Raw genomic sequence first — 23,716 nt, 5'->3', positions numbered from 1 at the left:
CATGCACATCACCTTCGGCTGGGGCTTCGACGGCGCCCGCTGGGTCGACCCCGCCACCACCACGCCCGGCGGTCTCGGATCAGTGACGACCGGCCCGCACCAGCTCACCGACATCCTCGCCACCCGGCTGGCGCTCTCCGCACCGGAATGCGACGCTCCCATGCGCATCGCGGCCTACCGGTCCGTGCTCGGCCGGATACTGGAGAACAGCGACCAGCACGCCTGGCCGGTGGCGAGTTTCCGGGCCGACCCGTGGACGGTGGCGCGGGAGCTGTTGTCCTGGCGCGACAGCCTGGTCAGTGCGGGATGGGACGGGACAACCCCCACGGCTGACATGCCCCACCGTCTACAGGTGCTCAGCACTGTCGAGCAGCACCTGGACGACGAGCCCGGCTGGTCCCCGGGTCCCGCCGATGTCCTGCGCCAGGTCGATCTCGCCCTCGCTCATCTCGTCGACTCGGGTGACTCCTGGCCTCTGGGGATCAACCGGATAGATCTCGACGGTCAGCTCGCCGATCTGTCACCCGTCTGGACACGGATCCTGGGACACCTGCAGGACTTCGGCGTCGAGCTCCACGAGCTCCCGGCGCCGGCACCTCTGGAGGCCCTCACGCTGATCTCGTCAGACACGGTGTGGGACGCCGCACCGATTGCGGCCAGCCGCCTCGCCGACCTGCACGACGCGTCCACCCGGCACACCATCATCGCCGGTACCTCCACGTCCCTGCTGGACCGGGAACGCGTGCGCATCGGCCACCCGCCCCTCGGCGTCGCCAGCCGGCAGGCGTCCTCCTACGCCCAGGTGATCCCGCTGTATCTGCGGGCCATGACCGCCCCGCACGACATCCACGCCCTGGTCGGTCTGCTGAACACCAGCATCACCGTCGACGAGAAGACCACGCCGCTCGTTCCCGCTCCCCTACGTAGCCGCCTGATTGACGCCCTCAACGAGCAGCCCGGTGTCGGTGGTCCAGCCTGGGAAGCTGCGGTGTCCGACGCTCTCGCCGCCAGCGCCGACCACCCCGGCACGGCCCAGAAGATCACCGACTTCGACATCCTCATCCGGCACCGTCCCCTCTCCGACGACAACGGGTTCGACACCGCCGACGTCGCCTTCCACCTGGAATGGCTGCAACGCCAGTTCACCTCGCAGGGGCGTGGGCGGTCGGTCTCCTCCGATGTCGGAAGCAGAATCGCCCCGCTGCGCGAACTGATCAGCCTCCTCGGCGAACGCATCTCCTCCCGTGAACTCGACCAGGTCATCGCCGAGTTCACCGGCACCGGCGGCATCAGCGTCCAGGCCGGCGCCGATGACCTCGCCGACGTCGCCACCGATCCCGCGCACCTGGGTACCGGCAGTGCTCAAGTCGTCTGGTGGCTTCCGGTGGACGATGCAGCCGCGCCCCGCGACACGGTTCGACCCGATGAACTCGAATGGTTGACAGCCAACGGCGTCGACCTGCCCGATCCCGAGGCCGACGCCCGCCTCACGCTGGACTCCCAGCTCCGTGCTCTCCGCCGTCGCCGGAACGTCACCGCGCTGACCGTGGACACGGTCAACGGGGAATCCGCCTCGCAGCACCCCGCCCTGACCTTCCTCATCGACGACCTGCACCGGCAGGGCCGTGAGCAGGTCACTCTTTCCGGCGACCTCCCCGAGGAACACCGGAGCCTCCCCGGGCCGGTCAGCATCGGCGTCCCGGACCCGGTCTCCCGCAGCCTGACCCCGGGAGATCACCTCCTGCCCACCCGCATCAGCTTCTCCCAGTGGGAGAAGCTCCTGGTGCACCCGCTGGAATGGTTGTTGGAACGGCGCCTCGGTATCCGGGCCGGCGGTCTCGCCACCATCCCGTCCGGCAATCAGATGGTCGGCACCTGGCTGCACACAGTCGTCGAGAACATCGTCAACCGGCACCTCGACACCGTTGCTGCCACAGACGCTGACACCGACGGTGCGGTGACGATCCCCGCAGACCACGACGAGATCGCCGCCGAACTCCGGCGACTGCTCCCCTGGTACGCCGCCGAGCTGCAGATGCCCGGACGCAGCCGTGAGCTCGGCACCACCCTCGCGCTGGCCGAACAGTCCATCGCCGGACTGTTCACCACCCTCGCCGACGCCGGAATCCGCATCCGCGCCGTCGAAGCCTCCTTCACCACCACCCTCGCGGGAAGTCACGGTGCCGGGGGCGACCTCGAACTCGGCGGTCTGCGGGACATGGATGTGATCATGGCGGACGGAACCCCCGGCGTGATCGACCTGAAATACACCTTCGCCAAGAAAAAGTACCGGGACGCCGTGCAGGACGGTACCGCACTCCAGCTCGCGGTGTACGCCGCCTCCGTCGCCGACGAGCACTCCCTGCACCATCTGGCCGATGTACCCGTCGCCTACTTCAACCTGCGCGACAACCGGCTCGACACCACCGACGAACGCTTCGGGGCACCCGAGACGCTCTCCGTCGACCCCTCCGAGACCGGCGCCACCGACACCGATGAGCTCTGGAACCGCGCGGTCACCGGCCTCAATCGCATCCTCGACGACCTCCGTACCGGGCGCGTCACCGACCTCGGCAACCTGGTCATCCAGGAGGACTGGCAGGTATGGGAGAAGCCGAAGAAGGGCACCTCACCAGCCTCTCCCTATGACGAGGACACCACGGCGCGCTACACCGACGACCTCCGTGACGCGCGCACCACCGGATTCTTCCCGGAGAAGAACGCCGTCTACACCGACTACCCGCTGATCACCGGCGCCCAGGGGGACTTCTCATGACCACATGGACGATCATCAAAGCCTCCGCCGGCTCCGGGAAAACCTACCGGCTCACCGAACTGCTCACCGAGCGACTCCGCCGGGTCGACGCCGACGGCAATCACCCCTACCGTCCCTCGCAAATCATCGCCACGACCTTCACACGTGCCGCCGCCGCAGAGCTCAAGGAACGCATCCGCGGCACCCTCGTCGAGGACGGGCTACTCGAGCAGGCGGCCGCCCTGCCCACCTCGCTGATCGGCACCGTGAACTCGGTGACCGGACGGATCCTCACCGATTTCGCGATGGACGCCGGACGCTCCCCCGAGCTCTCCGTCCTCACCGAACAGTCGCAGAAGGACGCCTTCCGTCTGGCCACCGACCGCATCATCGCCGACGCGGAAACCACCCACCGGAATCTCCTCACCCGGACCGGTTACGACGATGACAGTGACGGCAGCTACTTCAGTTCCGGCATCAACTGGGCGAAGACGGTGCACACCGTCACCGAGCAGGCCCGCGCCAACGACATCGACGCCGACCAGCTCACCGGATTCGCCGACACCAGTATCCGGGAACTCCACCTCGCACTCGACAGTGCGGTCAACGCCGACAACGGCTCTGGTGCCGCCACCGCCCAGAGCCCCGTCGACACCCGGGCGCTGCTGGCCGGTGCCGCCCAACGGATCCCGGACCAGCTGCGCGCCGACATCGAGGCCGGTCTGATCGCGAAACGATCGGCCGGCAGCCTGCAGAGCAGGTTCGCTGATCTCGACCGTTTCGCCCGCCGCGTCCGGCGCGAACGGCACAGCATCCCGTGGAAGGACTGGCTGCGCACCGCCGAGGGCAAGGTCCCCGGCGTCGACAGCCCGACCAAGCCGATCAAGGAAGCCTACGGCAGCATCGTCAGCACCGATGACATCGCCGCCGACCCGGATCTGCGGTCGGACCTGGACGCCCTCATCCGTCTCGTCTTCGACACCGCCGCCGCCTGCCTGGAGGCTTACGCGGACTACAAGAACGCTCTCGGGCTCATCGACTTCACCGACCAGGAGCAGCTCACCCTCCGGCTGCTCCGCGGCGAAGGCGTCGACCCCGCCACGACCGACGCCGTGCGCACCACACTCGCCGACCGCTACCGCATCCTGGTCGTCGACGAGTTCCAGGACACCAGCCCCCTGCAGCTCGCCCTGTTCACCGAACTGGCCGGACTCGTCGACGAGGTCATCTGGGTCGGCGACCCCAAACAGTCCATCTACGGGTTCCGCGGCTCCGACCCGGCCCTCATGGACGCCGCGGTGGAGACCATCACCGACCCCGACGGGGTGGACGGTGCCTCGGAAACCCTGTCGCACTCCTGGCGCACCCACGCCGCTCCGCTGGGGCTGTCGAACCGACTGTTCAGTCACCTCTTCCCTGACCAGAACGTGACCCTCACCGTGCCCGACCACCTGGCCGAAGAGCGGTCCGGTGGAGCCACCGTCCTGTGGACCCCCGCCGAGGGGACACGGAAGAACAAGGACACCTGGTACGCACGCATCGCCACGGGACTCCTCGCCCTTGAACGGTCCGAGGGGGTCCCCGACAAGGGCCGGGCGGTTCTGGTGCGCAACAACACCCACGCCGCGGAACTGCGCGCAGAACTCCGTCGACGGGGCATCCCCTGCAGCGGTGGTGGGACACCACTGTCACAGACCCGGGAAGGCCAACTCGTCCGCGCCGCGATCGCCTGGCTGCTGGATGACCGCGACACCCAGGCCCTCATCGAGTTGATCACCTTCCTCAGCGAACATCCCGCGCACACCTCCTGGTTCGACACCCTCACCGCGCTCACGACCCGCGAGGAGCGGTGGGAGGTCCTCGGCACGTGGTCGCAGGACGAGTCGCTGGCGTCCCTGCGGCAGTTGCGTCCCATGCTCTCTGAGATCCCGGTCTCCGACACCGTCAGCGCGGTGATCGATGCAGTCGACCTGCGTCGACGCATCGCGACGTGGACGGACCCGACCGAACGTACCGGCGCTGTGCTGGGCCTGTTGCGTGCGGTGGAGGACTACGTCTCCGAAGCGGACTCCAACAGGCAGCCCTCCACCCCGGCCGGGTTCCTCGACCACCTCGCCTCCGAGGATGCGGTCTCCACCCCGACCGCGGATCCCGGAGCGGTGTTCGTCGACACGATCCACCAGTCCAAGGGGCTGGAGTGGGACACCGTCGTCGTGGCGTTGCCGGATGTCCGTGACAGGTTCACCCCCGCCGGTGTCTGGGTGCAGTCCACGACCCCACTGACCATGGAGGCGCCGCTGGCGGGACGTGAGATCCGGTTCTGGCCGGCGACGGTCACCGGCATCAGCTCGGTGAAGGACCTGCTCGCCGAGGTCGATGCCCAGGCTGAGCGTCGCCATGCCGACATGATCGAAGAGCAGCGTGTCCTCTATGTCGCTCTCACCCGGTCGCGAACGCGGACGGTCCTCGCCCCGTATTCGGGCGTCGGGAAGTGGAAGCCTCTCGTCGACACCGGCCTGCAGGAAGAGCAGCTGATCGACCTGCTCGGCTGCCCTGTCCGGGCCATTGAGACGACGGACCCGACGGACGCCGCTGCTGCCGACTCAGCTGCCACGGCGTCATCAGCGACATCTGCACCGCGTGCGGCCGTACTCGATACCCGCCGGGCGCTGACCGCCGAGCCGCAGGAGAACCTGCCCGCCACCTTCGTCCCCAGCGGTGTGCAGGCTGAGGAACACCTCCTCGCCTCGGCCTCCGTCTCTGAGATCGCCGACCTCGGCGACGCCCTGGTCAGTGGTGGCGGTGAGGAGTGGAACAAGGTCGGTGACTGCATCCACGCCTACCTCGCCGCTCCGCTGGAGCACCTCACCGAGTCACAGAAGCGCGCCGCAGCGTCCCGTCTGGTCGAGACCTGGCGGGTCGGCGCCCACGTCACCGCCGAACAGGTCATCACCGCCGGTGAGCGCTGGACCACCTGGTTGAAGGACGCCTACCCCGGCGCCGTCAGCAGCACCGAAGTGCCGTTCGCCTGGTCCAATCCCGTCCATCAGCGGGCGCAGGGGTGGCTGGACCAGCTCCTGACACTGCAGGACGGCACGCGGGTCATCGTCGACCACAAGACGTACCCTGGCAAGGACCCTGTCGGTCATGTCCGCACGGCCTACATCGGCCAGATGGACACCTACCGGCAGGCTCTCACCGACATCGACGGCCGTCCGCCAGCAGCCATCCTCATCCACCTGCCCCTGCTCGGCACGATTCTGGAAGTGACCTTCGCATGACCACCACACCACTCGGCCTGATCCAGGCCGACAGTCTGCTCACCGACGACGAACGGCTCCTGCGCGACACCGTCGCCGACTTCGCCACCCGCGAGCTCAGCCCGAACATCACCGGCTGGTACGAGGACGGCACCCTGCCGGTCGGCGAACTCGCCCCGAAGCTCGGTGACCTGGGCGTCCTCGGTATGCATCTGGACGGTTACGGGTGCGCCGGTGCTTCCGCCACCGAATACGGGCTGGCCTGCATGGAGATCGAGGCGGTGGATTCGGGGCTGCGGTCTCTGGTGTCGGTGCAGGGCTCCCTGGCGATGTTCGCCATCCACCACTGGGGTTCCGAGGAACAGAAGGAGCACTACCTGCCCGGTATGGCCGCAGGCACCACCGTCGGATGTTTCGGGTTGACCGAGCCCGACGCAGGCTCCGACCCTGCCAACATGCGCACCCGTGCCACCCGGGACGGCGACGACTGGGTCCTCAACGGCACCAAGATGTGGATCACCAACGCCCCCGTCGCCGACGTGGCCGTCGTCTGGGCGCGGACCGAGGACGGCTTCGCCGGCTTCATCGTCGACAGCGACACCGAGGGGTTCAGTGCCCCGGAGATCACGCGCAAACTGTCGCTACGCGCTTCGGTCACCGGTGAGATCGTCCTCGACAACTGCCGTGTCCCCGACGCGCGGCGGCTCCCCCACGTCCACTCACTCCGCGGGCCCCTGACGTGTCTCAACGAGGCCCGGTACGGCATCATCTTCGGTGCCCTCGGCTCGGCCCGCGACGCGCTGTCCACGGCACTGGACTACGTGTCCACCCGACAGGTCTTCGACAGCCCGCTGAGCTCGTTCCAGCTGACCCAGGCGAAACTGGCCGACATGGCCGTCGAACTCGACAAGTCCTTCCTGCTGGCCCTGCAGCTCGGGCGACTGAAGGACGCCGGCGAGCTCAAACCCCACCAGATCAGCGTCGGCAAACTGAACTCCACCCGCATCGCCCTGGAGATCACCCGCGAATGCCGCACCCTGCTGGGCGCCTCCGGCATCACCCTGGAGTACTCCCCGCTACGCCACGCCAACAACCTCGAGTCGGTGCTGACCTACGAAGGTACCGCGGAGATGCACCAGCTGACCATCGGCCAGGCACTCACCGGCGAGCAGGCGTTCAGGAACCGGAGCTGACCGACGCGGCCGCCGCCCGTGCCCGGGAATCGTCACCCAGCATCACCACGTAGTACAGCACGCCTCCCAGAGCGGCACCGATGATCCACGCGAACCCGGACATATCCTGCAGAGCAGGCACCCACACCGTGAGCACCGCGAACACCGCCGCGACGCCCACCGCCACCAGTCCCTTCAGGTTCCAGCCCCTGCGGTAGTAGTACGGGCCGTCCTCGTCGAGAGTGAAGGTGTCCCGCAGGTTCACCCGCTTACGCCGGATCAGGTAGTAGTCAACCACCAGCACACCGTACAGCGGGGCGAGCACGGCACCCAGGGTGTCCACGAACGTGGGCAGGCCGATGTCGTCGATGACCGCCACCCACAGTGCGCCGATGATGAACCCGAGCACGGCGGTGATCACTCCGCCCATCCGGAAACTGATCTTCGACGGCGCCATGTTCGCCATGTCGTAGGCCGGCGGAATGAAGTTCGCCACCAGGTTCACGCCCACCGTCGCCACCAGGAACGTCACCGCCGCGATGATCGACAGGACCACTGAATCCGCCTGGCCCACGATGTCCGAGGGGTTGTCCATCGGGGTACCCTGACCGTCCTGGAACACCACGTACGCGCCGGCGGTGATGAACAGCGCCAGGAACGTGAAGAACGCCAGTGAGAGGGGCAGTCCGGTGAAGTTGCCCAGCTTCATCGACCTCTCCGACTTCGAGAACCTGGAGAAGTCACCGAAGTTGATGATCACCGCGGAGAAGTACGCGACCATGGTGCCGACGACCCCGACGAAGGCGGAGACGGCCGCCCAGCCCGTGACGTCGTCGCTGTTGAAGATCGACCCGACTGCGGGGAGCATCTCGGAACCGGCACGCACCCAGATCACCACGAGCAGCACGACCATCACCGCGTACACCGCCGGGCCGGCGAAGTTCAGGAAGCGGGTGATGGCGTCGATCCCCCTGCTGAACAGGGCGACCTGCAGGACAGCGACAATCACGTAGGAGATCCAGGACACCGCGTTCATCCCCAGGAACTCGCCGGACTGCGGCGAATCAAATGCCGCGTTGATCGCGAGGGCCACCGCCGTGGAGGCGAAATAGGTCTGCGCGCCGTACCAGAAGATCGCGACGATCCCGCGGACGAGGGCGGGAAACCTTGCGCCGAGCACGCCCATGGACATCCTTGCCATGACGGCGTACGGCACGCCGAGTTTCACGCTCGGGGCGCCGGACAGGTTCACCAGCCAGTTGACGATGGCTCCGGCGAGGATGATCGCGGCGAAGACGTACCATCCGCTGATACCGGCGCCGATGAACAGGGACGCAGCGAGGGTGTACCCGGCGAGTGACTGGACGTCGTTGGTCCAGACGTTGAAGATCTCGAAGGCACCCCACTTGCGGTGCTCCTTGGCGATCGGGGCGAGATCCGCGTTGAACAGCGCGGGGTCTGCGGTGGTGGCGTCGATGTCGGTGATCGGGAGGCCTGGGTCGTCGGTGTCGCGCATGGGGTCCGCCGGATCTGTCGTCGTAGGGACTTTATCGAGAAACCACCCTAGACCACGGATTATGACCCAGCACACATTTCTTGCCGGTTAACCCACGGACCACATGGCCGGACAGTCGCCTACCTGCGTTCAACCACCGGGGTCGGCGGCGACGGGGGTATCCCCAGGGGTGGACGTCCTGCGGTGTGACGTCAGTGCCCGTGCACCGAGGTCACGACGACGTCGTCCGTGACGCGCCACCGTTCACCGATGAATCCGCCTGCTGCGGTGATCAACGAGATCACGGCGAGGATGGCGATGGCGGGGGTCGAGGACGGTTCGTCCTGCAACCCCATCAGTGCCGTGGCGATGAACGGCAGGAAGCCGGTGATCGCCCCGGCGAGGTTGTAGCCCAGAGAGACGCCGGTGTATCGCAGCCGTGCAGGGAACAACTCACTGAGCAACGCCCCGGTGACGGAGTATGAGATGGTCAGCACACCGATTCCCAGAGAGATCGCCACGGTGATGGCGGCGATGTTGCCGGTGTCGATCAGCATGAACAACGGCCAGGCGGCCAGGGCGGTGGCGATACCACCGAAGGCGACGACCTTGCCGGGGCCGAACTTCTCGGCGACGCGGCCGAAGATCAGGACGACGACGATCTGCACCACCGCGGCGACGAGTGTCGCATTGACGACGGGCTGGCGCTCGACGCCCAGTGTGCCGGTGGCGTAACTGACGACGAATGTGTTCATCACGTAGAACCCGCCCACGCCGAGGAGGGCGACGCAGATGGCGACGCACAACTGTCGCCAGCCGGAACGGAAGACGTCGAATGCGGAGGTCTTCGGCTGGTCATCGTTCTCCATGAGCTGGGCGAACACCGGCGATTCCTCGACCTGCAGGCGGATAAGCAGGGCGATGCCCAGCAGCGGGAATGCGGCCAGGAACGGCAGACGCCAACCCCAGGCGTCGACGGAGTCAGACGGCAGCAACAGCACCAGAGTAAACGCCGCAGAGGACAGCAGGGTGCCGACCGGCGAACCGAGCTGCACCATCGCCGCATAACGCCCACGCTTCTCCGGCGGGGCGTGCTCGATGGCGATCGTGGTCGCTCCGCCCCACTCACCACCGACGGCGACACCCTGCAACAGTCGCAGCAGCGCAAGCAGTATCGGCGCGGCGATTCCGATGTCAGCGAACGTCGGCAGGACACCGATCACTCCGGTCGCGGTGCCGATCGCGACGATGCTGATGATCAACGTGGGACGGCGTCCCACCCTGTCGCCGAGCAGACCGAACAGGAATGCACCGATCGGGCGGGCGACGAAACCCACACCGAACGTCGCGAAGGACGCCATGGTGGCTGCGAGCGCATTGAGGTCGGTGAAGAACAGGTGGTTGAACACCAGTGCTGCGGCGGTTCCGAACAGGAAGTAGTCGTACCACTCCAGGGCCGTGCCGACGAAGGCCGCGCGGGCGATACGCGACACGTCCTTCGCGCTGACTTCGACAGCGTCGGCAGCGCCAGCAGCACCGGCAGCGTCGGTGCTACCGGCGCTGTCGGGTGCATGCGCGGTCGTCGTGGTGGGCCCGGCTGAACCGGGGCTGTCGTCATGGGCCACAGAACTTCTCCTCTTCTCGGGGGACGGGTGCGAGCGTAAACAGCACACGACATCTCCAGTGAGGGCTGTCACATAACGTTGTCAAAGCGGTGGACACCACCCTGCCGTCATTGTGCAGATGCCCAACGCACGTGCCCGGTGACCGGCGAACCGGTCACGGGGCGACGGGCAGGAGCAGTTGGACGATGCCCGCGTCCGCCGGCCGGGTGACGTCAAGGCCGGTGACCCTGGCGAAACTGTTCAACCGGTTGACCACGGTGTTGCGGTGGCAGTACATCGCAGACGCCGTGGCCTTCACTGTCCCGGTACCGAGGAACGTCCGCACCGTGGGCACAAGTTGATCCGATCCGTCCTGCACCAGTTCCTCGATCGCGGCACTCTCCTCCCTGAGGAAGCCGGGGACCATGCGGCCACGGATGTGCCGCAGCACGGTGCCGGGAAGCAGGTCGGTGTACGGGTGTAGCCGCGAGAGTTCGGGGTGGGAGCGCAGCATCTCCACTGCTCCGCGCGCCGTCACCCGTACCGCCGCCAGTCCCTGCACTCCGCTGAACAGCACACCGGCGCATTCGCCGATCATGGTGTCCAGGGGCTGCGCCTTGTCCGGAGGGCGCAGCACGGCCAACGTCGGGCCGATCTCGTGGCCGAAGAGCGTGCCGTCGGCGAGTTCATCTCCGATCGTCCGCCGCACGGCGCCCACATGTTCGGGCGAGATCAGCGCCAGCTCATAGGTTGCGTCGCCGTCCACCCCCAAGCCGGTGGCGACGTCTCCGAGAACGTCGGCGTTGACGGGCCCCTCGGCGAACAACCGCGCCAGGTGCCGTTGGTTGGCGATGCTGACGTTCTGGGCGATCCTGGCGGTCTCGCGGATGAACTCCTCACGCACCGAGAACGAATACCGGTCGACCACCAGATGCACACGCTCGACATGGTTGATCAGCACGCCCATGCGTTCCTCACCGGCATGCAGGCGGAGCCGACGCCAGAGCACCGGGAAATCCAGCTGTACGGCATCCACCAGGTCCTGCATCGCCACACCCTGCCGGGCACGGAGGCGTCCGAGGCGGCGTGCGATGAGATGACGGTCGGGCGCACCCAGGGGCGACCGCAGGCGGTCGATGAGGAAGACGAAGGTCTCCGCCGCAGACTCCGCGAGGTCCTTCCGGTTCACCAGGCCCCCGGAGTAGAGCCCGGAGGACAGCAGTTCCGACAGGAACTCCTCGGCGAGCAGCGGGAGCTCCTTGTCCAGTTCATCGACCAGGGCGAGCCACTCGTGGTCTTCCTCTGCAACTGCCGGGGTACCCGCTGTGCTGGACGACTCAGGCGACTCAGAGGGTTGAGACGGTTGAGACGATTCGGAGTGCATGTGCACAACCCTACGCCGCCTGACACCGGCAGAATCACAGGGACGGCACCAGGATGTCCCACGCGCCGGAGACGGCGGCCTAGGGTGCTGTGGAACACACCGACCCCCGGGCAGCAGCTCCTGCCCCGAGACACCGCGAGGTGACTTCTTCTATGCCACTGCGTCCCGACACCGTCATCGAGAACGCCACCGTCATCACCGGCGATCCGGACCGGCCCTACGCCAGTCGTGTCGGACTGTGGAACGGGGCGATCCTCGGCGTCGACGACGACCTCGACCGCTTCACCGGCACCGCCTCCCCCGTCCACGTGATCGACGCCGGCGGAGCGACCCTCCTGCCCGGATTCAATGACGTCCATGCCCACAGCGTGTGGTTCGGTCAGACACTGATCGAGGTCGACCTGGGATCCTGCGAGACCGTCGCGGACGTCTACCACGCCCTCACCGCCCGGGTCGAGACGACCGCCGCCGCCTCCGACGGCGACGACTGGATCATCGCATCTAACTTCCGGCCTCTCGCGTTGCAGGACGGCCCCTTGCAGATCGACCGGCTGGACGGGATCGGCGGTGGACGCCCGGTCATCATCAAGCACAACTCCGGACACGCCCTCACCGTGAACTCTGAGGCGTTGCGTCGTGCGGGTATCGCCCCGGAGCATCCGGACCAGCCCGACGGCGGTGAGATCCGTGTCGACGAGCACGGCCGTCCCACCGGCCTGTTGGACGAGAACGCGATGCGGCCGGTACAGGCTCTGCTGCAGCCGGAGTCCGAGGGCCTCATCACCCGCGCCCTCGACCTCGCCACGTCCCGGTATGTGTCAGAGGGGTTGACCTCGGTGACCGACGCGGGCATCGCCGGTGGGTGGATCGGGCACAGTCCACGGGAATTCGGTGCCTACCAGACCGCGCGCGACAAGGGTCTGCTGAGCACGCGGATGCAGACGATGGTCACCATCGACGCCCTGCACGACGTGGCGGGCGCACCGGAGGACGCGACGGTGCGGTCACTGTCTGCCGGGGTGCGCACCGGCGTCGGTGACGAGTGGCTCCAGATCGGCCCGGCGAAGATCTTCACCGACGGCTCCCTGATCGGCTCCACCGCGGCCATGTCCGAGGACTACCACCACTGCACCCACCACCGCGGATACTTCCAGGGCGACCCGAAGATGATGCGGGACCATGCTCTCGAGGCAGCCGCCGGAGGCTGGTCACTGGCCATGCACGCCATCGGGGACGCCGCCGTGGACTACGCGGTCGACGTCATCGGTGAGGCACGACGTCGTTTCGGGCCACCCCGCATGCCGCACCGCATCGAACACGGTGGTGTGGTCCGAGACGACCAGCTGACGGCCATCGCGGGCGTCGACGCGGTACTGGTCCCCCAGCCCCGGTTCATCGCCGAGTTCGGCGACGCGATGATCGACAAACTCGGGCCCGACCGCAGCCTGCTGTCCTACCCGGCCCAAAGGGTCCTCGACGCCGGTGTCGTCCTGCCGGGCAGTTCGGACCGTCCGGTCGCGGGAGGAGCACCACTGTCGGTGATCCAGGCTTTCGTTGAACGCTGCACCGAATCCGGTCAGGCCTACGGTCCCGCCGACCGGATCACCGCCGCCCAAGCCGTGCACGCCTACACCGTGGGGTCGGCACAGACCACCGGCTGGGCCGGACGCAAAGGCCAGATCATCCCCGGCCAGCTCGCCGACCTGGTCGTTCTCGACCAGGACCCGACCGATCCCGGTGTCGACCCCTCCCGGATCGCTGACATTCCCGTGCTGGCCACGGTGGTGGGTGGCGAAACGGTCTTCGGCGACAAGCACTGGGCCACCCGACCACCAGCACAGAAGGAGACACTCTGATGAGCACACGTGAGACCGCTGTTTCCGCGTCCACACCGCCTGCGCCGTCCACCGCCGGTTTTCTCGAGGACTTCGCCGCCATGTCCGTCTTCGGCGCCACACCCGGCGGGGGCATCGACCGGCAGGCGGCGACGCCCGACGACCGCGCCGTCCGTTCCTGGTTCACCGAGCAGGTGGACCGGCACGGCGGACGGGTGCAGTTCGACGAGATCGGCAACCAATTCGGGCTCTTCGAGCGCACCCCCGGTGCACCGTACGTGCTGGTCGGTTCGCACATGGACTCCCAGCCGCTGGCCGGTCGTTTCGACGGCTCCTACGGCGTCCTCGCCGGGCTGTACGCCGTGTCGGCGCTCGTCGACGAAGCACACCCCTCACACAGCGGCGACGTCAACCTCGCGGTGGTCAACTGGTTCAACGAGGAAGGCTCCCGGTTCTCCCCGTCGATGATGGGAAGCTCCGTGTACACCGGATCGTTGGACCTGGCCGAGGCGCTGGCCTCCACCGACCATGCCGGGGTCACGGTGGCGGACGCACTGGCAGAGGCCGACTGGACACCCGTCGTCGCGCCCCCGGAGATCGCCGCGTACGCGGAGATCCATGTCGAGCAGGGGCGGATACTGGAGGACACCGGCACCACCATCGGGCTGGTGTCCGCCACCTGGGGAGCCAGGAAGTTCCGGGTCACCGTCCACGGCGAACAGGGACACACCGGGTCAACCCTGATGTCCGACCGGCGCGACGCACTGTTCGGCGCTTCCCTGGTGATCGCCGCAGTGCGCCGGATGACCGAGGAGGTTCCTGCGGGGTCGCTGCAGGCCTCCGTCTCGCAGATGGTGGTGGAGCCCAATTCCCCGGTCACCATCGCCCGGGAGGTGACGATGAACCTCGACCTGCGCTCCCCCGACACCGACATCCTGCAGTGGGCGGAGACCCGGGTGGCCGAGGTCATCGCGGCGGCGGAAGACGAGGCACATGTCCGGGTGGAACGGGAGCTGACGCACCAGTGGGCGTTGAACCCCTATCCTGCAGAGGGCATCGCCCTGGCGGGTGAGGTCGCCCGCGACCTGGGTTTCAGTCACCGGGAGATCTACACGGTGGCCGGCCACGATTCGACGAACATGAAGGAGAAGGTCCCGACGGTGATGCTGTTCGTGCCCAGTGTCGAGGGGGTCTCCCACAACGAGGCGGAGCTCACCCGGGACGACGACATGCTGGCGGGGGTGGAGGTGCTCACCGAGGTCGTCCGGCGTCTGGCGGAATCAGTACACTCCGGTGGAAACTGACCGACACTCAAGAACGACACAGGAGAGCCACCGGTGACACCGCGGATCCAGTGCACGATCAGAACCGTCGCCGTCCTGGCCACGTCGGTGATCGGCACCGCCCTGCTCTCGGCCTGTGGTGGTGACGGCGGAGCGTCGGCCGGGTCCCCTCCTGTCACAGAGACCACCGAGGTCAATGGTCTGACGGTGGTCACCGGTGTGCCGGACGACGAAGTGTCCGACGGTTTCGTCGAGCGGATCGTCTACCCCGTCCGGAAAGGCACCCCGGACCCGTCCGAGAACTGGGCTGATCTCTACCTCCCGGAGGGGACGCACGACATCGACTCACTGCCGTTGGTTGTCTACCTGCAGGGCAGTGGATGGAACGGTGGGGCTCAAGGTTCCCGCCATATCGCTGCCGACCTGGCTTCTCGTGGACTGGCGGTGCTCAACGTGGAGTACCGCGGGGTCAGTGAGGGCGGCGGGTGGCCGAAGACGTTCACCGATGTCGCCGACGCACTCGACCACATTCCGGCCGTAGATGAACACTACCCGGAGATCGCCGTCGATGACGCGACGGTCGTCGGGCACAGTGCCGGCGGCCAACTCGCCGCCTGGGCCGGATCCCGTGAACGGTTGACGGACGACGAGGCGGGCGCGAATCCGCGTTTCTCACCGACCCGTGTGGTTTCGCTGGCCGGTCCCCTCGACCTCATCTGGGCGGCAAAGAACGGTGACGACAACATCGTCGAGGCGATGGAGGCGACTCCGGGGCAACTGCCGAAAGCCTACGACAGCATCGACCCGATCCGGAACATCAACCCGGGTGTCGCCGTGGTTGCCGTGCACGGCACCGACGACTCACTCGTACCCCACGAAAACTCGGAGCACTACGTCGACGCGGTGAAGGAGGCCGGCGGGAGTACGGAACTCATTCTCTTCCATGGCGAAGACCACGTGTCCTTCATCAAGTCCTCCTCCCCGCACTACCGGCAGGTGATGGGGATCATCCACCAGACGGCCACACTCCCCCACGATGAACTGGACGGCAACCGGTTCTAACTCCTTCGGCTCCGTGGCCCCACCAGTATGCTCAGAGACGTACGGTTCCGGCCCGTGAGCCAGCACTGCATCCAGTACCGAGGAGAGACCTGTCGTGCCCCAGTCATACCCGTGCCTCGCTCCTCACCCCCGTAACCCCCGTAACCCACGCAGCCCCCGTCGTGTCGCGTGCCTGCTCGCCGCCGTCGCATTCACCGGTGCGCTGGTGTCCTGCGGCGACGACCGCAGTTCTGGAAGTAACTCCGACGGCGGGCATTCCTCCCCACCGTCCGGCACCATCGAACTGGACGGAGCGACGGTCGTCCCCGATGTCCCGGATGACGAGGTGGCCGACGGTTTCGTGGAACGTTTCGTCTACCCGGTCCGCGAGGGCACACCGGATCCCACGCAGAACTGGGCCGACTTCTACCTGCCCGAGGGTGAGCATGACGAGGACACCGTCCCCCTGGTCGTGTTCATCCACGGCGGAGCATGGCACGGCGGGGCTCCCGGGTCACGACACATCGCCGCCGATCTGGCCTCACGCGGATTGGCGGTGCTCAACGTGGAGTACCGCGACGTCAGCGAAGGTGGCGGTTGGCCGCAGACCTTCACCGATGTCGCCGATGCTCTGGACTACATCCCCTCCATCGACAAGCGGCACCCGGAGATCACGATCGACGACGAGACCGTCGTCGGGCACAGCGCCGGGGCTCAACTCGCCGCGTGGGCCGGCACCCGCGGTGACCTGGAGACCGGCACGCTCGGTGCGGACCCGAAGTTCACGCCGAACCGCGTGGTGTCACTGTCCGGCCCGCTGGACCTGGTGTGGGCCGCCGAACACGGCGACGACAATATCGTCAAAGCCATGAAAGGCACGCCCGCAGAGTTACCGCAGCGCTACGGCAGCATCGACCCGATCCAGAACATCAACCGGCACATCCCGGTCGTGGCGGTGCACGGGACCGCGGACACCCTCGTCCCACCGGCGAACTCGCAGCACTACGTCGACGCCGTCACCCGCGACGGAGGCAATGCGAAGCTGGTCATGCTGCGCGACGAGGACCACACGTCGTTCCTGAAGGACTCCTCGAGGCATTACAGCCAGGTGCTGGAGATCATCCACCGCGTGACCACCCTGTCCCACGAGGACCTCGGCAACCGGCTCGACGGCGGGACCACGGAGCTGGCCGAGGAGAAAAACGAGAAACGACCGGGAGCGTAATCCGTGACATGCCGAACCTGGAAACCCCAGGTCAGATTTTCCTCGACCCCGCAGTAATGTCACGGATTACGCTCCCGGTCCGGACGGCCCCGGCACGCTGCACCCTCAGGAGGTGTGGTGCACCGGCGCGAGCTTGTACACCGGGGTGTCCAGCCCCTCGTGCCGGGCGGCGAGCTGCAGGGCCAGGTAGCGCGAGTAGTGACGCCCCTGGTGCAGGTTGCCACCCATGAACCAGAGGTTCTCCTGCTGGGTCGGCTTCCACATGTTGCGCAGTTCGCCCTCCCACGGGCCCGGATCCTTGGCGGTGTCGGAGCCCAGTCCCCAGCACTTGCCGACCTTGTCGGCGACCTCCGGGCTGATCAACATCTCGGCCCAGCCGTTCATCGACCCGTAACCGGTGGCCAGCACCACCACGTCAGCCTGGAGTTCGGTGCCGTCGGTGAGCACCACACCGTCGGCGGTGTAGTGGTCGATGCCGACGCCGCTGTGCAGTTCGATCGTGCCGTCGGCGACGAGTTCGGACGCGCCGACGTTGATGTAGTAGCCGGAACCACGACGCAGGTACTTCAGGAACAGGCCGGACTCGTCCTCACCGAAGTCGAGCATGAATCCGGCGTCCTCGAGCTGGCGGTAGAAGTCGGCGTCCTCTTCGCGCACTGCGTCGAAGGCCTGTTTCTGCCCGGCGGGCAGCAGTTTGTACGGCCAGGAGGCGAAGAGCATGTCGGCGGTGTCGGTGTCGATACCGGATTCGACCGCTTCCTCAGAGAACAGCGGCGAGGTGACGTGCTTGATGAACGCGTCGGAGTTGACGATGTGGGTCGACGAGCGCTGGATCATGATCGGGTGTGCGCCGTTGTCGTGCAGGTCCTTGCAGATGTCGTGGGCGGAGTTGTTCGCCCCGAGGACGACGACCCGTCGTCCCTTGTCTGTCTCGCCGCCGGGGTGCTCGGAGGAGTGCCGGATCTCGCCGCGGAAGTCCTCCTCCCCCGGGAAGGACGGTTTGTTCGGCACACCGGACATTCCGGTTGCCAGAACCAGTTGGGTGGGGTTGAGGACGACCTGCTCGCCGTCACGGGAGACGACGACCTCCCAGGTGCCGGTCGTCTCATCGTAGGACGCGCGTTCACAGGTGGTCTTCGTCCAGTAGTCCAGGTCCATGATGCCGGTGTAGTGCTCCAGCCAGTCGCCCATCTTGTCCTTCGGCGTGAACACCGGCCACGTCGAGGGGAACGGCAGATACGGCAGGTGGTCGTACCAGACCGGATCATGCAGGCACAGGGAGTGGTAGCGCCCGCGCCACTGGTCGCCGGGGCGGTCGGACTTCTCGACGACGAGGGTGGGCACACCCTGGTGCTTCAGGCGTGCAGCCAGAGCGATGCCTCCCTGACCTCCACCGATGATCAGGACGTAGGGCTGGTCCTCGTAGCCGAGGCGTTCCTGCCGCTGTGCCCGCTTGTCCGCCCAGTTGAGTTTCTCTGCGTCCGGGCCGTGCTCGACACCTTTGGGCCGGTTGCGCCCCTTGGGCTCGGGGCGTGCGACGAGTTCCCTGGCAGAGGTCAGCAGCGTCCAGATCTTCCCGTCGCGGAGACGGACAATGGCGCGGGCCTTGAACACCGGGGTGGTGAAGGTGACGGTGCCGCGGGTGACTCCGTCGCCCTCGTCGGTGGCGTCTTCGACGCTGAGATCGGTGGCACCGATCCGGTCGTTGTTCTCCCGGACCAGCTCAGCGATGGCGTCAATTCCTTCGGCGGTGTGCAGGTTCCAGGTGAAGACGACGAGGTCGCGCCAGAATCCGTCGGGTTCGAACAGCGCGGCGACGGCATCGGCGGCAGCATCGGGATCAGTGGTGTTGAGTGCGTCGGCGAAGGTGGTGATCCAGTCCGTGACCTGCTGGTCAAGGTCTGTGGTGGTGTCGGTGGCAGTCACGGTCATGGACCGGTGTCCTTTCGTTCGCGGAGTCTGGAGAGCGAGAAAACGCGCCGGCCCGGTGTGCAGTGGATCACACCTGACCGACCCCGACAACGGTAGGAGCACCGCCAGTCCCCTGACGACTGCACTGGAAACATCATTGTGCGGGTATAAGATCTGCCGCGCTCATGGCCCACGTCACGCCGTCAGCCACCCCCGCGCCACCGTCCACCACGGGGGTGGCTGCATTTCACCCCCGCGCGAGCGCCGCGATCCGTCGGACAGCGTCCTCCACCGCCCATTCGGCGTCGGCGGCATGCCCCTTGACCCCCGCATCCAACTCGGCGACGATCTGCACCGCGGCCGCCACCGAGGACGCCTTCCAGGCACGCGCCGAACGCACCGTCTTCTCCAGTTTCCACGGCGGCATCCCGTACTCCCCCGCCTGCTGACGAGGGTTCACCCGGGCACCGTGCACGCGGGCGATGTCACCGACCATGCCCGACAGGGCCGAGGCCAGCAGCACGGGATGCACGCCGAGCTGCAGCGCCCGGCGCGCCGACCCCAGCGCCTGGTCCGCCCGTCCGGCGATGGCCAGGTCAGCGACGTCGAAACCGGAGACTTCCGCGGACCCCTGGTAGTACCGGTGCACGGTCTCCTCGGTGACGTGGCCGTCGGTGTCGGCGACGAGCTGGCTGATCGCGCTGGCCAGCTCACGCAGGTCGGTACCGACGGAGTCGAGGAGTGCAGCGGTGACGTCCGGGGTGACCCGCACCTTGTGGTCACGGAACTCCTGTTCCACAAAGCTCTGACGTTCCCTGCCTTTGAGCTCCGCAGCCGAGTGCACCTCCACGGCACCTTTCGGCCCCTTCTTCGGCAGACTGGTGACCAGCGACTTCTGCCGTCCTTTACCGGTGTGCTGCAGAATCAGCACCACGCCGGGGGCAGGGTCGGACACGGCCATCTCGATCATGGCGACGGAGTCCTTCGCCGCCTCCTCGACACCGGTGACCACCACGATGCGGTCTTCGGCGAACAGCGACGGGCTGAGCAGTTCGGCCAGTTCACCGGCGTTGAGCTCGGAGGTCTTGCGCATGTCGACCGGCAGATCGTCGATCCCGGCGTGGGCGCGGGTCGCGGCGACGATGCGGTGCCGGGCGCGTTCAGCCAGGAAGCTGTCGGCACCGACGATGAGGTTCACCGGGGCCGGTGGACGGGAACTGGTTGCCATGGATGCCAGTCTATCGCCCGGCGATTCTCCCGGCCCGACGACCGGACGTGCACGGTATACAGTGGTTCCATGCAGGTTGAACGGGTGGTGCCGAATGTCGTGGTCGACGATCTGCCGCGGGCGGTCGCCGAGCACAGGGACGTCCTGGGTTTCGAGATCCTCATGGACCACGGCTGGATCGTCACCCTCGGTGATGACGCCGGTCACCAGCTCAGTCTCATGACCGCCGATGCGACCGCCCCGGTCTGCCCGGCGGTCTCGATCTTCGTCGACGACGTGTCCGTGGCACTGGAGCGGGTCACGGCCGCCGGCCTCGAGATCGTTCACCCGCTCACCGAGGAGCCGTGGGGCGTGACCCGTTTCTTCTACCGTGATTCGCAGGGCACCGTCATCAACATCGGTATGCACACACCCCGGGCATCCTGAACAGCGGTAATCACCTCCACGATCCGCACGACACACCACCCGCGGCTCCCTCGGCATACAATCCCTCGACCGCCCCCACGCTGCCGAGCACCACCATGCCGTCCCGGAAAGGAAACGCCACCGGAACCCCGCCCGGTGTACGGCTCGGCATCCCCCTGCTGCGACCACACGCGGTCACCACATACAGCTCCGGACGCTCTGTACGCTCAGACGATTTCTCCCCGGACGACGCATTCAACCGGTACTCGTGCAGCATGACTGCCGCTTCATCAGCGACGACGATGACCTCAGCGTCCTCTCCTGCGGGTCCACGGAGTATCTCCGGTCCGCCCGACGTCGTCGGACGCACGCCCAGATACCAGTCGACCTCATCCAGGTCGTCGGCCCACACTCGCACCAGCGCCGCATCCTGGCCGGTCGCCACGGCATAGGGCCCGGTCACCAGCACGCCACGCTGCACGCCCACCACCGTCCACACGGCTGCCACCAACAACCCCACGAGAGCACACCGACGCCACCGCCTCGACACCACCACAAGAACCACTCCCACCGCGACGACGACCACCGCCCCTGCTGCCACCACTCCGCCCGGTGTGTGCAGCACCGGTACGCGGGACAATCCCGCTGCGACGCTGAGGATCCACCACGCCGGCGCGGCAGCGCCCCACAGCACCACCGTCGCGGCACCGGTGTGCACCCCACCGACCAACGCGCCCAGCATGCCGATCACCGTCACCGGCGGCACCGCCGCGCCCACCAGCACATTCGCCAGCACCGCCGTCGGGGAGACCACACCTGTCATCTGCACGATCACCGGCGCGGTCACCAGGTCAGCCGCCAGACTCACCGACACCAGCCCCACCACCATCGCCTGCCACCGGGCGGGCGGATGATGCCGACCCCGCCGTGCCGTCCTACGGTCCGTCCAGCCCTGCAGGATCCGGCGCGTGATCAGCGGCGCGAGCGCGACGATCCCCGCTGTCGCCGCCACCGAGAGGATGAACGCGTATTCGACCGCGAGCCCCGGATCCACTGCCAACAGTACGATCACGGCGGCAGACAGGGCGGCGTACCCGTGGGCCCGCCGCGCCGACAATGCCGCGACCAACCCCACCACGCCCATCACCGCCGCCCGCAACACGCTCGGTTCCGGACCGACCAGCAGCACGAACGCCACCAGGCACAGGAAGGCCGCCAGATACCGCGACCACAACGGCCAGCCCCATGCCGTCACCAGCACCAGCACACTGCCCGTGACGATCGCCAGGTTCGCCCCACTCACCGCGGTCAGGTGGGTGAGGCCCGTCGCCAGGAACTGTTCCCGCACGACCGGATCCTGCATGCTGACATCCCCGACCACCATGCCCGGCACCAGTTCCCCCGTCCCGCCCGGCAGGTCCTGTGCCGCCTCCCGCAACCCGGCGCGCAGGTGCGCGGTCACCCCACCGAGCCCGTCCGGCCGCGACACCACGTCGGGGACCGTGGACGCCGACAACTGCAACGGGGCCATGGCCAGCCGGCCCGTCTCCGCGGCAGTCGCTTCCACCGCCAGTGACGTCCCCGGCTGCCACGCCAGCATTCCTGCCTCGACATCCCGGGTGTCAAGGAAAAGCGGCACCGTGCCCAGGTCGTCCACATGCACCGTCAACAGGACGCCCCCGCCGGCCAGCTGTTTCGGTGCCGTGGCCAGTTCCACGGTCTCCGCCAGTCGCGTCGTCGTCTCCCGCAACGGATGCCGATCTACCCGTGCCACCAGCCACGCCGCCCGCGCCGACCACGCCGCACCCACCAGAGCCACGAGGGCGCTGGTCCGCACCATGACACGTAGCGGCCCTTCCGCCACCGTCGTGCCCGGACGGAACGGCCCGAGACAGCGGACTCCCGCCCCCGCAAGGGCCGCCACACCCAGCAGACCTGCCGCCACCCAGGGACTGCGCACCATGATCGTCAGCACCACAGCCAGCCACACCACCACTGCCACCGGCACCAGCCGCAGATCCGGTCCGCGTCGGCGCCGCGTCACCTCGGGACTGCCCGGATCTCGGTCCGGAACCGTCCACGGTGTTCCTGCCCCCGGCGGCGGTGTCAGATCAGGATTCGATCGCCACCGCAGTGCATCAGGATCCACGGGCCGGTCAGACGGTGACGCTGTCACGCAGAGCCTCGAACTTCGCCGGGCCGATCCCCTTGACCTCCATCAGCTGCTCCACCGCAGCGAACTCACCGTTTGTCTCCCGCCAGGCGATGATCGCCTCTGCCGTCGCCGGTCCCACCCCCGACAACGACGTCAGTGCCGCAGCGTCCGCCGAATTGATGTCCACCAGGCCGGACGCCGCCGTACCGGGGTCCGCCCCGTCACCCGCTCCCTGTCCTGGTTGCGGTGACGCCGGGCCCGGTGCCGCAGGAGCCCCGTTCTCCCGGACCTGACCCGGGTAGAGCACCCGCGACCCGTCCGGATCGACCACGATCTGCATCCCGTCCACCACAGGCTCGGCGAGGTTGATCCCCTCCACACGACCGTCCCCCCGGACCCCACCCGAGCGGTCGATCACCTCACCTGCCCGCGTCCCCGCATCGACGGTGACCAGACCGGGGTTGTGCACCATCCCCTGCACCGACACCACCACAGGCCCCACGTCTGCAGTGTCGTCTCCCCCACCGGCCTGGTCGGACTCCCCGCTGCCGCGGTCATCCCGTCCGGTGTCCCCCGCCAGCTCTACCCCGGCGTCCCCGGACACCACCGGTGACAGTCCTGCCACGACCTCCCCCTGGTCGCCGCCACTGTCACCACCTGTCTCAGTGAAAAGCATCACCCCTCCCACCACGACCACCAGGGCCGCGACCGTTGCCATCATGATCCGGGCGGACCGGGGACCGATCACGGTCCGACGCTCGAACCGGACATCCGCCAACTCATGGCCCGGCACCGGCTGGGTCAGGGCCTCTACCCTGTCAGCCACCGCCCGCCGTGTGCCGCTTCCCCGGCGCTGTGCCGGTGTCCTGTCTTCTGCGTCTCCGCCCATGGGTCACCATGTAAGTGCATGGGCGGACACGCGTACCCCGCCCAGACACCGTCGACGCAGGACACTGTGGACAA

General features: G+C 67.5%; 15 protein-coding genes. 8 read left to right on the top strand and 7 right to left on the bottom strand.

From position 1 onward, the window contains the following. Window position 1: 1 nt before the first annotated feature. Genes FS507_RS05755 through FS507_RS05745 form a run of 3 tightly spaced genes read left to right on the top strand, consistent with a single transcriptional unit; the run spans window position 2 to window position 7,208 of the window. Window positions 2-2,776 carry a PD-(D/E)XK nuclease family protein gene (locus tag FS507_RS05755; RefSeq protein ID WP_145941826.1) on the top strand — a complete coding sequence of 925 codons (2,775 nt, stop codon included), beginning with the start codon at window positions 2-4 and terminating at the stop codon, window positions 2,774-2,776. Continuing rightward, window positions 2,773-6,036 (top strand): UvrD-helicase domain-containing protein, encoded by a 3,264-nt coding sequence (locus FS507_RS05750; RefSeq protein ID WP_145941825.1) that lies wholly within the window; start codon window positions 2,773-2,775, stop codon window positions 6,034-6,036. Before FS507_RS05755 ends, FS507_RS05750 begins: the two co-directional genes overlap by 4 nt. Then, the gene (locus FS507_RS05745) at window positions 6,033-7,208 is read left to right on the top strand and encodes an acyl-CoA dehydrogenase family protein (protein ID WP_145941824.1); all 1,176 of its coding nucleotides are present in this window, start codon (window positions 6,033-6,035) and stop codon (window positions 7,206-7,208) included. The genes FS507_RS05750 and FS507_RS05745 overlap by 4 nt, the downstream gene beginning before the upstream one ends. Here FS507_RS05745 and FS507_RS05740 read toward each other — a convergent pair. The 3 genes from FS507_RS05740 to FS507_RS05730 all read right to left on the bottom strand — a co-directional run bounded on the left by FS507_RS05740 (window position 7,192) and on the right by FS507_RS05730 (window position 11,670). Further along, window positions 7,192-8,703, bottom strand: a complete 1,512-nt coding sequence (locus FS507_RS05740; protein WP_145941823.1) for an NCS1 family nucleobase:cation symporter-1 — start codon at window positions 8,701-8,703, stop codon at window positions 7,192-7,194. The genes FS507_RS05745 and FS507_RS05740 overlap by 17 nt on opposite strands. 191 nt (window positions 8,704-8,894) lie before the next feature. Further along, window positions 8,895-10,307, bottom strand: a complete 1,413-nt coding sequence (locus FS507_RS05735; RefSeq protein WP_145941822.1) for an MFS transporter — start codon at window positions 10,305-10,307, stop codon at window positions 8,895-8,897. Window positions 10,308-10,461: 154 nt separating this feature from the next. Beyond that, entirely contained in the window at window positions 10,462-11,670 is a 1,209-nt protein-coding gene (locus tag FS507_RS05730; protein ID WP_145941821.1) for a helix-turn-helix domain-containing protein, read from the bottom strand. A 140-nt stretch (window positions 11,671-11,810) separates the two neighbouring features. Between FS507_RS05730 and FS507_RS05725 the strand changes: the two genes are divergently transcribed. The 4 genes from FS507_RS05725 (at window position 11,811) to FS507_RS05710 (ending at window position 17,054) form a co-directional block, all read left to right on the top strand. Beyond that, window positions 11,811-13,526, top strand: coding sequence for an amidohydrolase (locus FS507_RS05725; RefSeq protein ID WP_260853183.1), 1,716 nt, complete (start codon window positions 11,811-11,813; stop codon window positions 13,524-13,526). Beyond that, window positions 13,526-14,809 carry a M20 family metallo-hydrolase gene (locus FS507_RS05720; RefSeq protein WP_145941819.1) on the top strand — a complete coding sequence of 428 codons (1,284 nt, stop codon included), beginning with the start codon at window positions 13,526-13,528 and terminating at the stop codon, window positions 14,807-14,809. The genes FS507_RS05725 and FS507_RS05720 overlap by 1 nt, the downstream gene beginning before the upstream one ends. A 33-nt stretch (window positions 14,810-14,842) precedes the next feature. Next, the gene (locus FS507_RS05715; protein ID WP_260853182.1) at window positions 14,843-15,850 is read left to right on the top strand and encodes an alpha/beta hydrolase family protein; all 1,008 of its coding nucleotides are present in this window, start codon (window positions 14,843-14,845) and stop codon (window positions 15,848-15,850) included. A 94-nt stretch (window positions 15,851-15,944) separates the two neighbouring features. Next, a complete protein-coding gene (locus tag FS507_RS05710; RefSeq protein WP_145941818.1) occupies window positions 15,945-17,054 on the top strand; it encodes an alpha/beta hydrolase family protein in 1,110 nt (369 codons plus the stop codon). A gap of 105 nt (window positions 17,055-17,159) precedes the next feature. Here FS507_RS05710 and FS507_RS05705 read toward each other — a convergent pair whose 3' ends face one another. Further along, a complete protein-coding gene (locus FS507_RS05705) occupies window positions 17,160-18,986 on the bottom strand; it encodes an NAD(P)/FAD-dependent oxidoreductase (protein ID WP_145941817.1) in 1,827 nt (608 codons plus the stop codon). Between the two features lie 226 nt (window positions 18,987-19,212). Continuing rightward, window positions 19,213-20,193 carry a DNA polymerase III subunit delta gene (gene holA / locus FS507_RS05700; protein ID WP_075815815.1) on the bottom strand — a complete coding sequence of 327 codons (981 nt, stop codon included), beginning with the start codon at window positions 20,191-20,193 and terminating at the stop codon, window positions 19,213-19,215. Window positions 20,194-20,262: 69 nt separating this feature from the next. Between holA and FS507_RS05695 the strand changes: the two genes are divergently transcribed. Then, window positions 20,263-20,619: a VOC family protein gene (locus FS507_RS05695; RefSeq protein ID WP_145941816.1), complete on the top strand. Its 357-nt coding sequence runs from the start codon at window positions 20,263-20,265 to the stop codon at window positions 20,617-20,619. A 10-nt stretch (window positions 20,620-20,629) separates the two neighbouring features. Here FS507_RS05695 and FS507_RS05690 read toward each other — a convergent pair whose 3' ends face one another. Both FS507_RS05690 and FS507_RS05685 read right to left on the bottom strand, forming a co-directional pair. Further along, window positions 20,630-22,774 carry a ComEC/Rec2 family competence protein gene (locus FS507_RS05690; protein WP_260853181.1) on the bottom strand — a complete coding sequence of 715 codons (2,145 nt, stop codon included), beginning with the start codon at window positions 22,772-22,774 and terminating at the stop codon, window positions 20,630-20,632. Continuing rightward, entirely contained in the window at window positions 22,755-23,642 is an 888-nt protein-coding gene (locus FS507_RS05685; RefSeq protein WP_260853180.1) for a helix-hairpin-helix domain-containing protein, read from the bottom strand. The genes FS507_RS05690 and FS507_RS05685 overlap by 20 nt, the downstream gene beginning before the upstream one ends. Window positions 23,643-23,716 lie beyond the last annotated feature (74 nt).

Source organism: Corynebacterium glyciniphilum AJ 3170 (assembly GCF_007673095.1).
Taxonomy (GTDB): Bacteria; Actinomycetota; Actinomycetes; order Mycobacteriales; family Mycobacteriaceae; genus Corynebacterium.
The sequence above is the reverse complement of the archived record's forward strand: the minus strand, read 5'-3'. Positions and strand labels throughout refer to the sequence as shown.

Bases quoted from the DNA above. Each gene is read 5' to 3' on its own strand.
- FS507_RS05745 (WP_145941824.1), top strand. From the start codon at position 6,033: ATGACCACCACACCACTCGGCCTGATCCAGGCCGACAGTCTGCTCACC.
- FS507_RS05705 (WP_145941817.1), bottom strand. From the start codon at position 18,986: ATGACCGTGACTGCCACCGACACCACCACAGACCTTGACCAGCAGGTC.
- holA (WP_075815815.1), bottom strand. From the start codon at position 20,193: ATGGCAACCAGTTCCCGTCCACCGGCCCCGGTGAACCTCATCGTCGGT.
- FS507_RS05750 (WP_145941825.1), top strand. From the start codon at position 2,773: ATGACCACATGGACGATCATCAAAGCCTCCGCCGGCTCCGGGAAAACC.
- FS507_RS05730 (WP_145941821.1), bottom strand. From the start codon at position 11,670: ATGCACTCCGAATCGTCTCAACCGTCTCAACCCTCTGAGTCGCCTGAG.
- FS507_RS05695 (WP_145941816.1), top strand. From the start codon at position 20,263: ATGCAGGTTGAACGGGTGGTGCCGAATGTCGTGGTCGACGATCTGCCG.
- FS507_RS05685 (WP_260853180.1), bottom strand. From the start codon at position 23,642: ATGGGCGGAGACGCAGAAGACAGGACACCGGCACAGCGCCGGGGAAGC.
- FS507_RS05740 (WP_145941823.1), bottom strand. From the start codon at position 8,703: ATGCGCGACACCGACGACCCAGGCCTCCCGATCACCGACATCGACGCC.
- FS507_RS05720 (WP_145941819.1), top strand. From the start codon at position 13,526: ATGAGCACACGTGAGACCGCTGTTTCCGCGTCCACACCGCCTGCGCCG.
- FS507_RS05755 (WP_145941826.1), top strand. From the start codon at position 2: ATGCACATCACCTTCGGCTGGGGCTTCGACGGCGCCCGCTGGGTCGAC.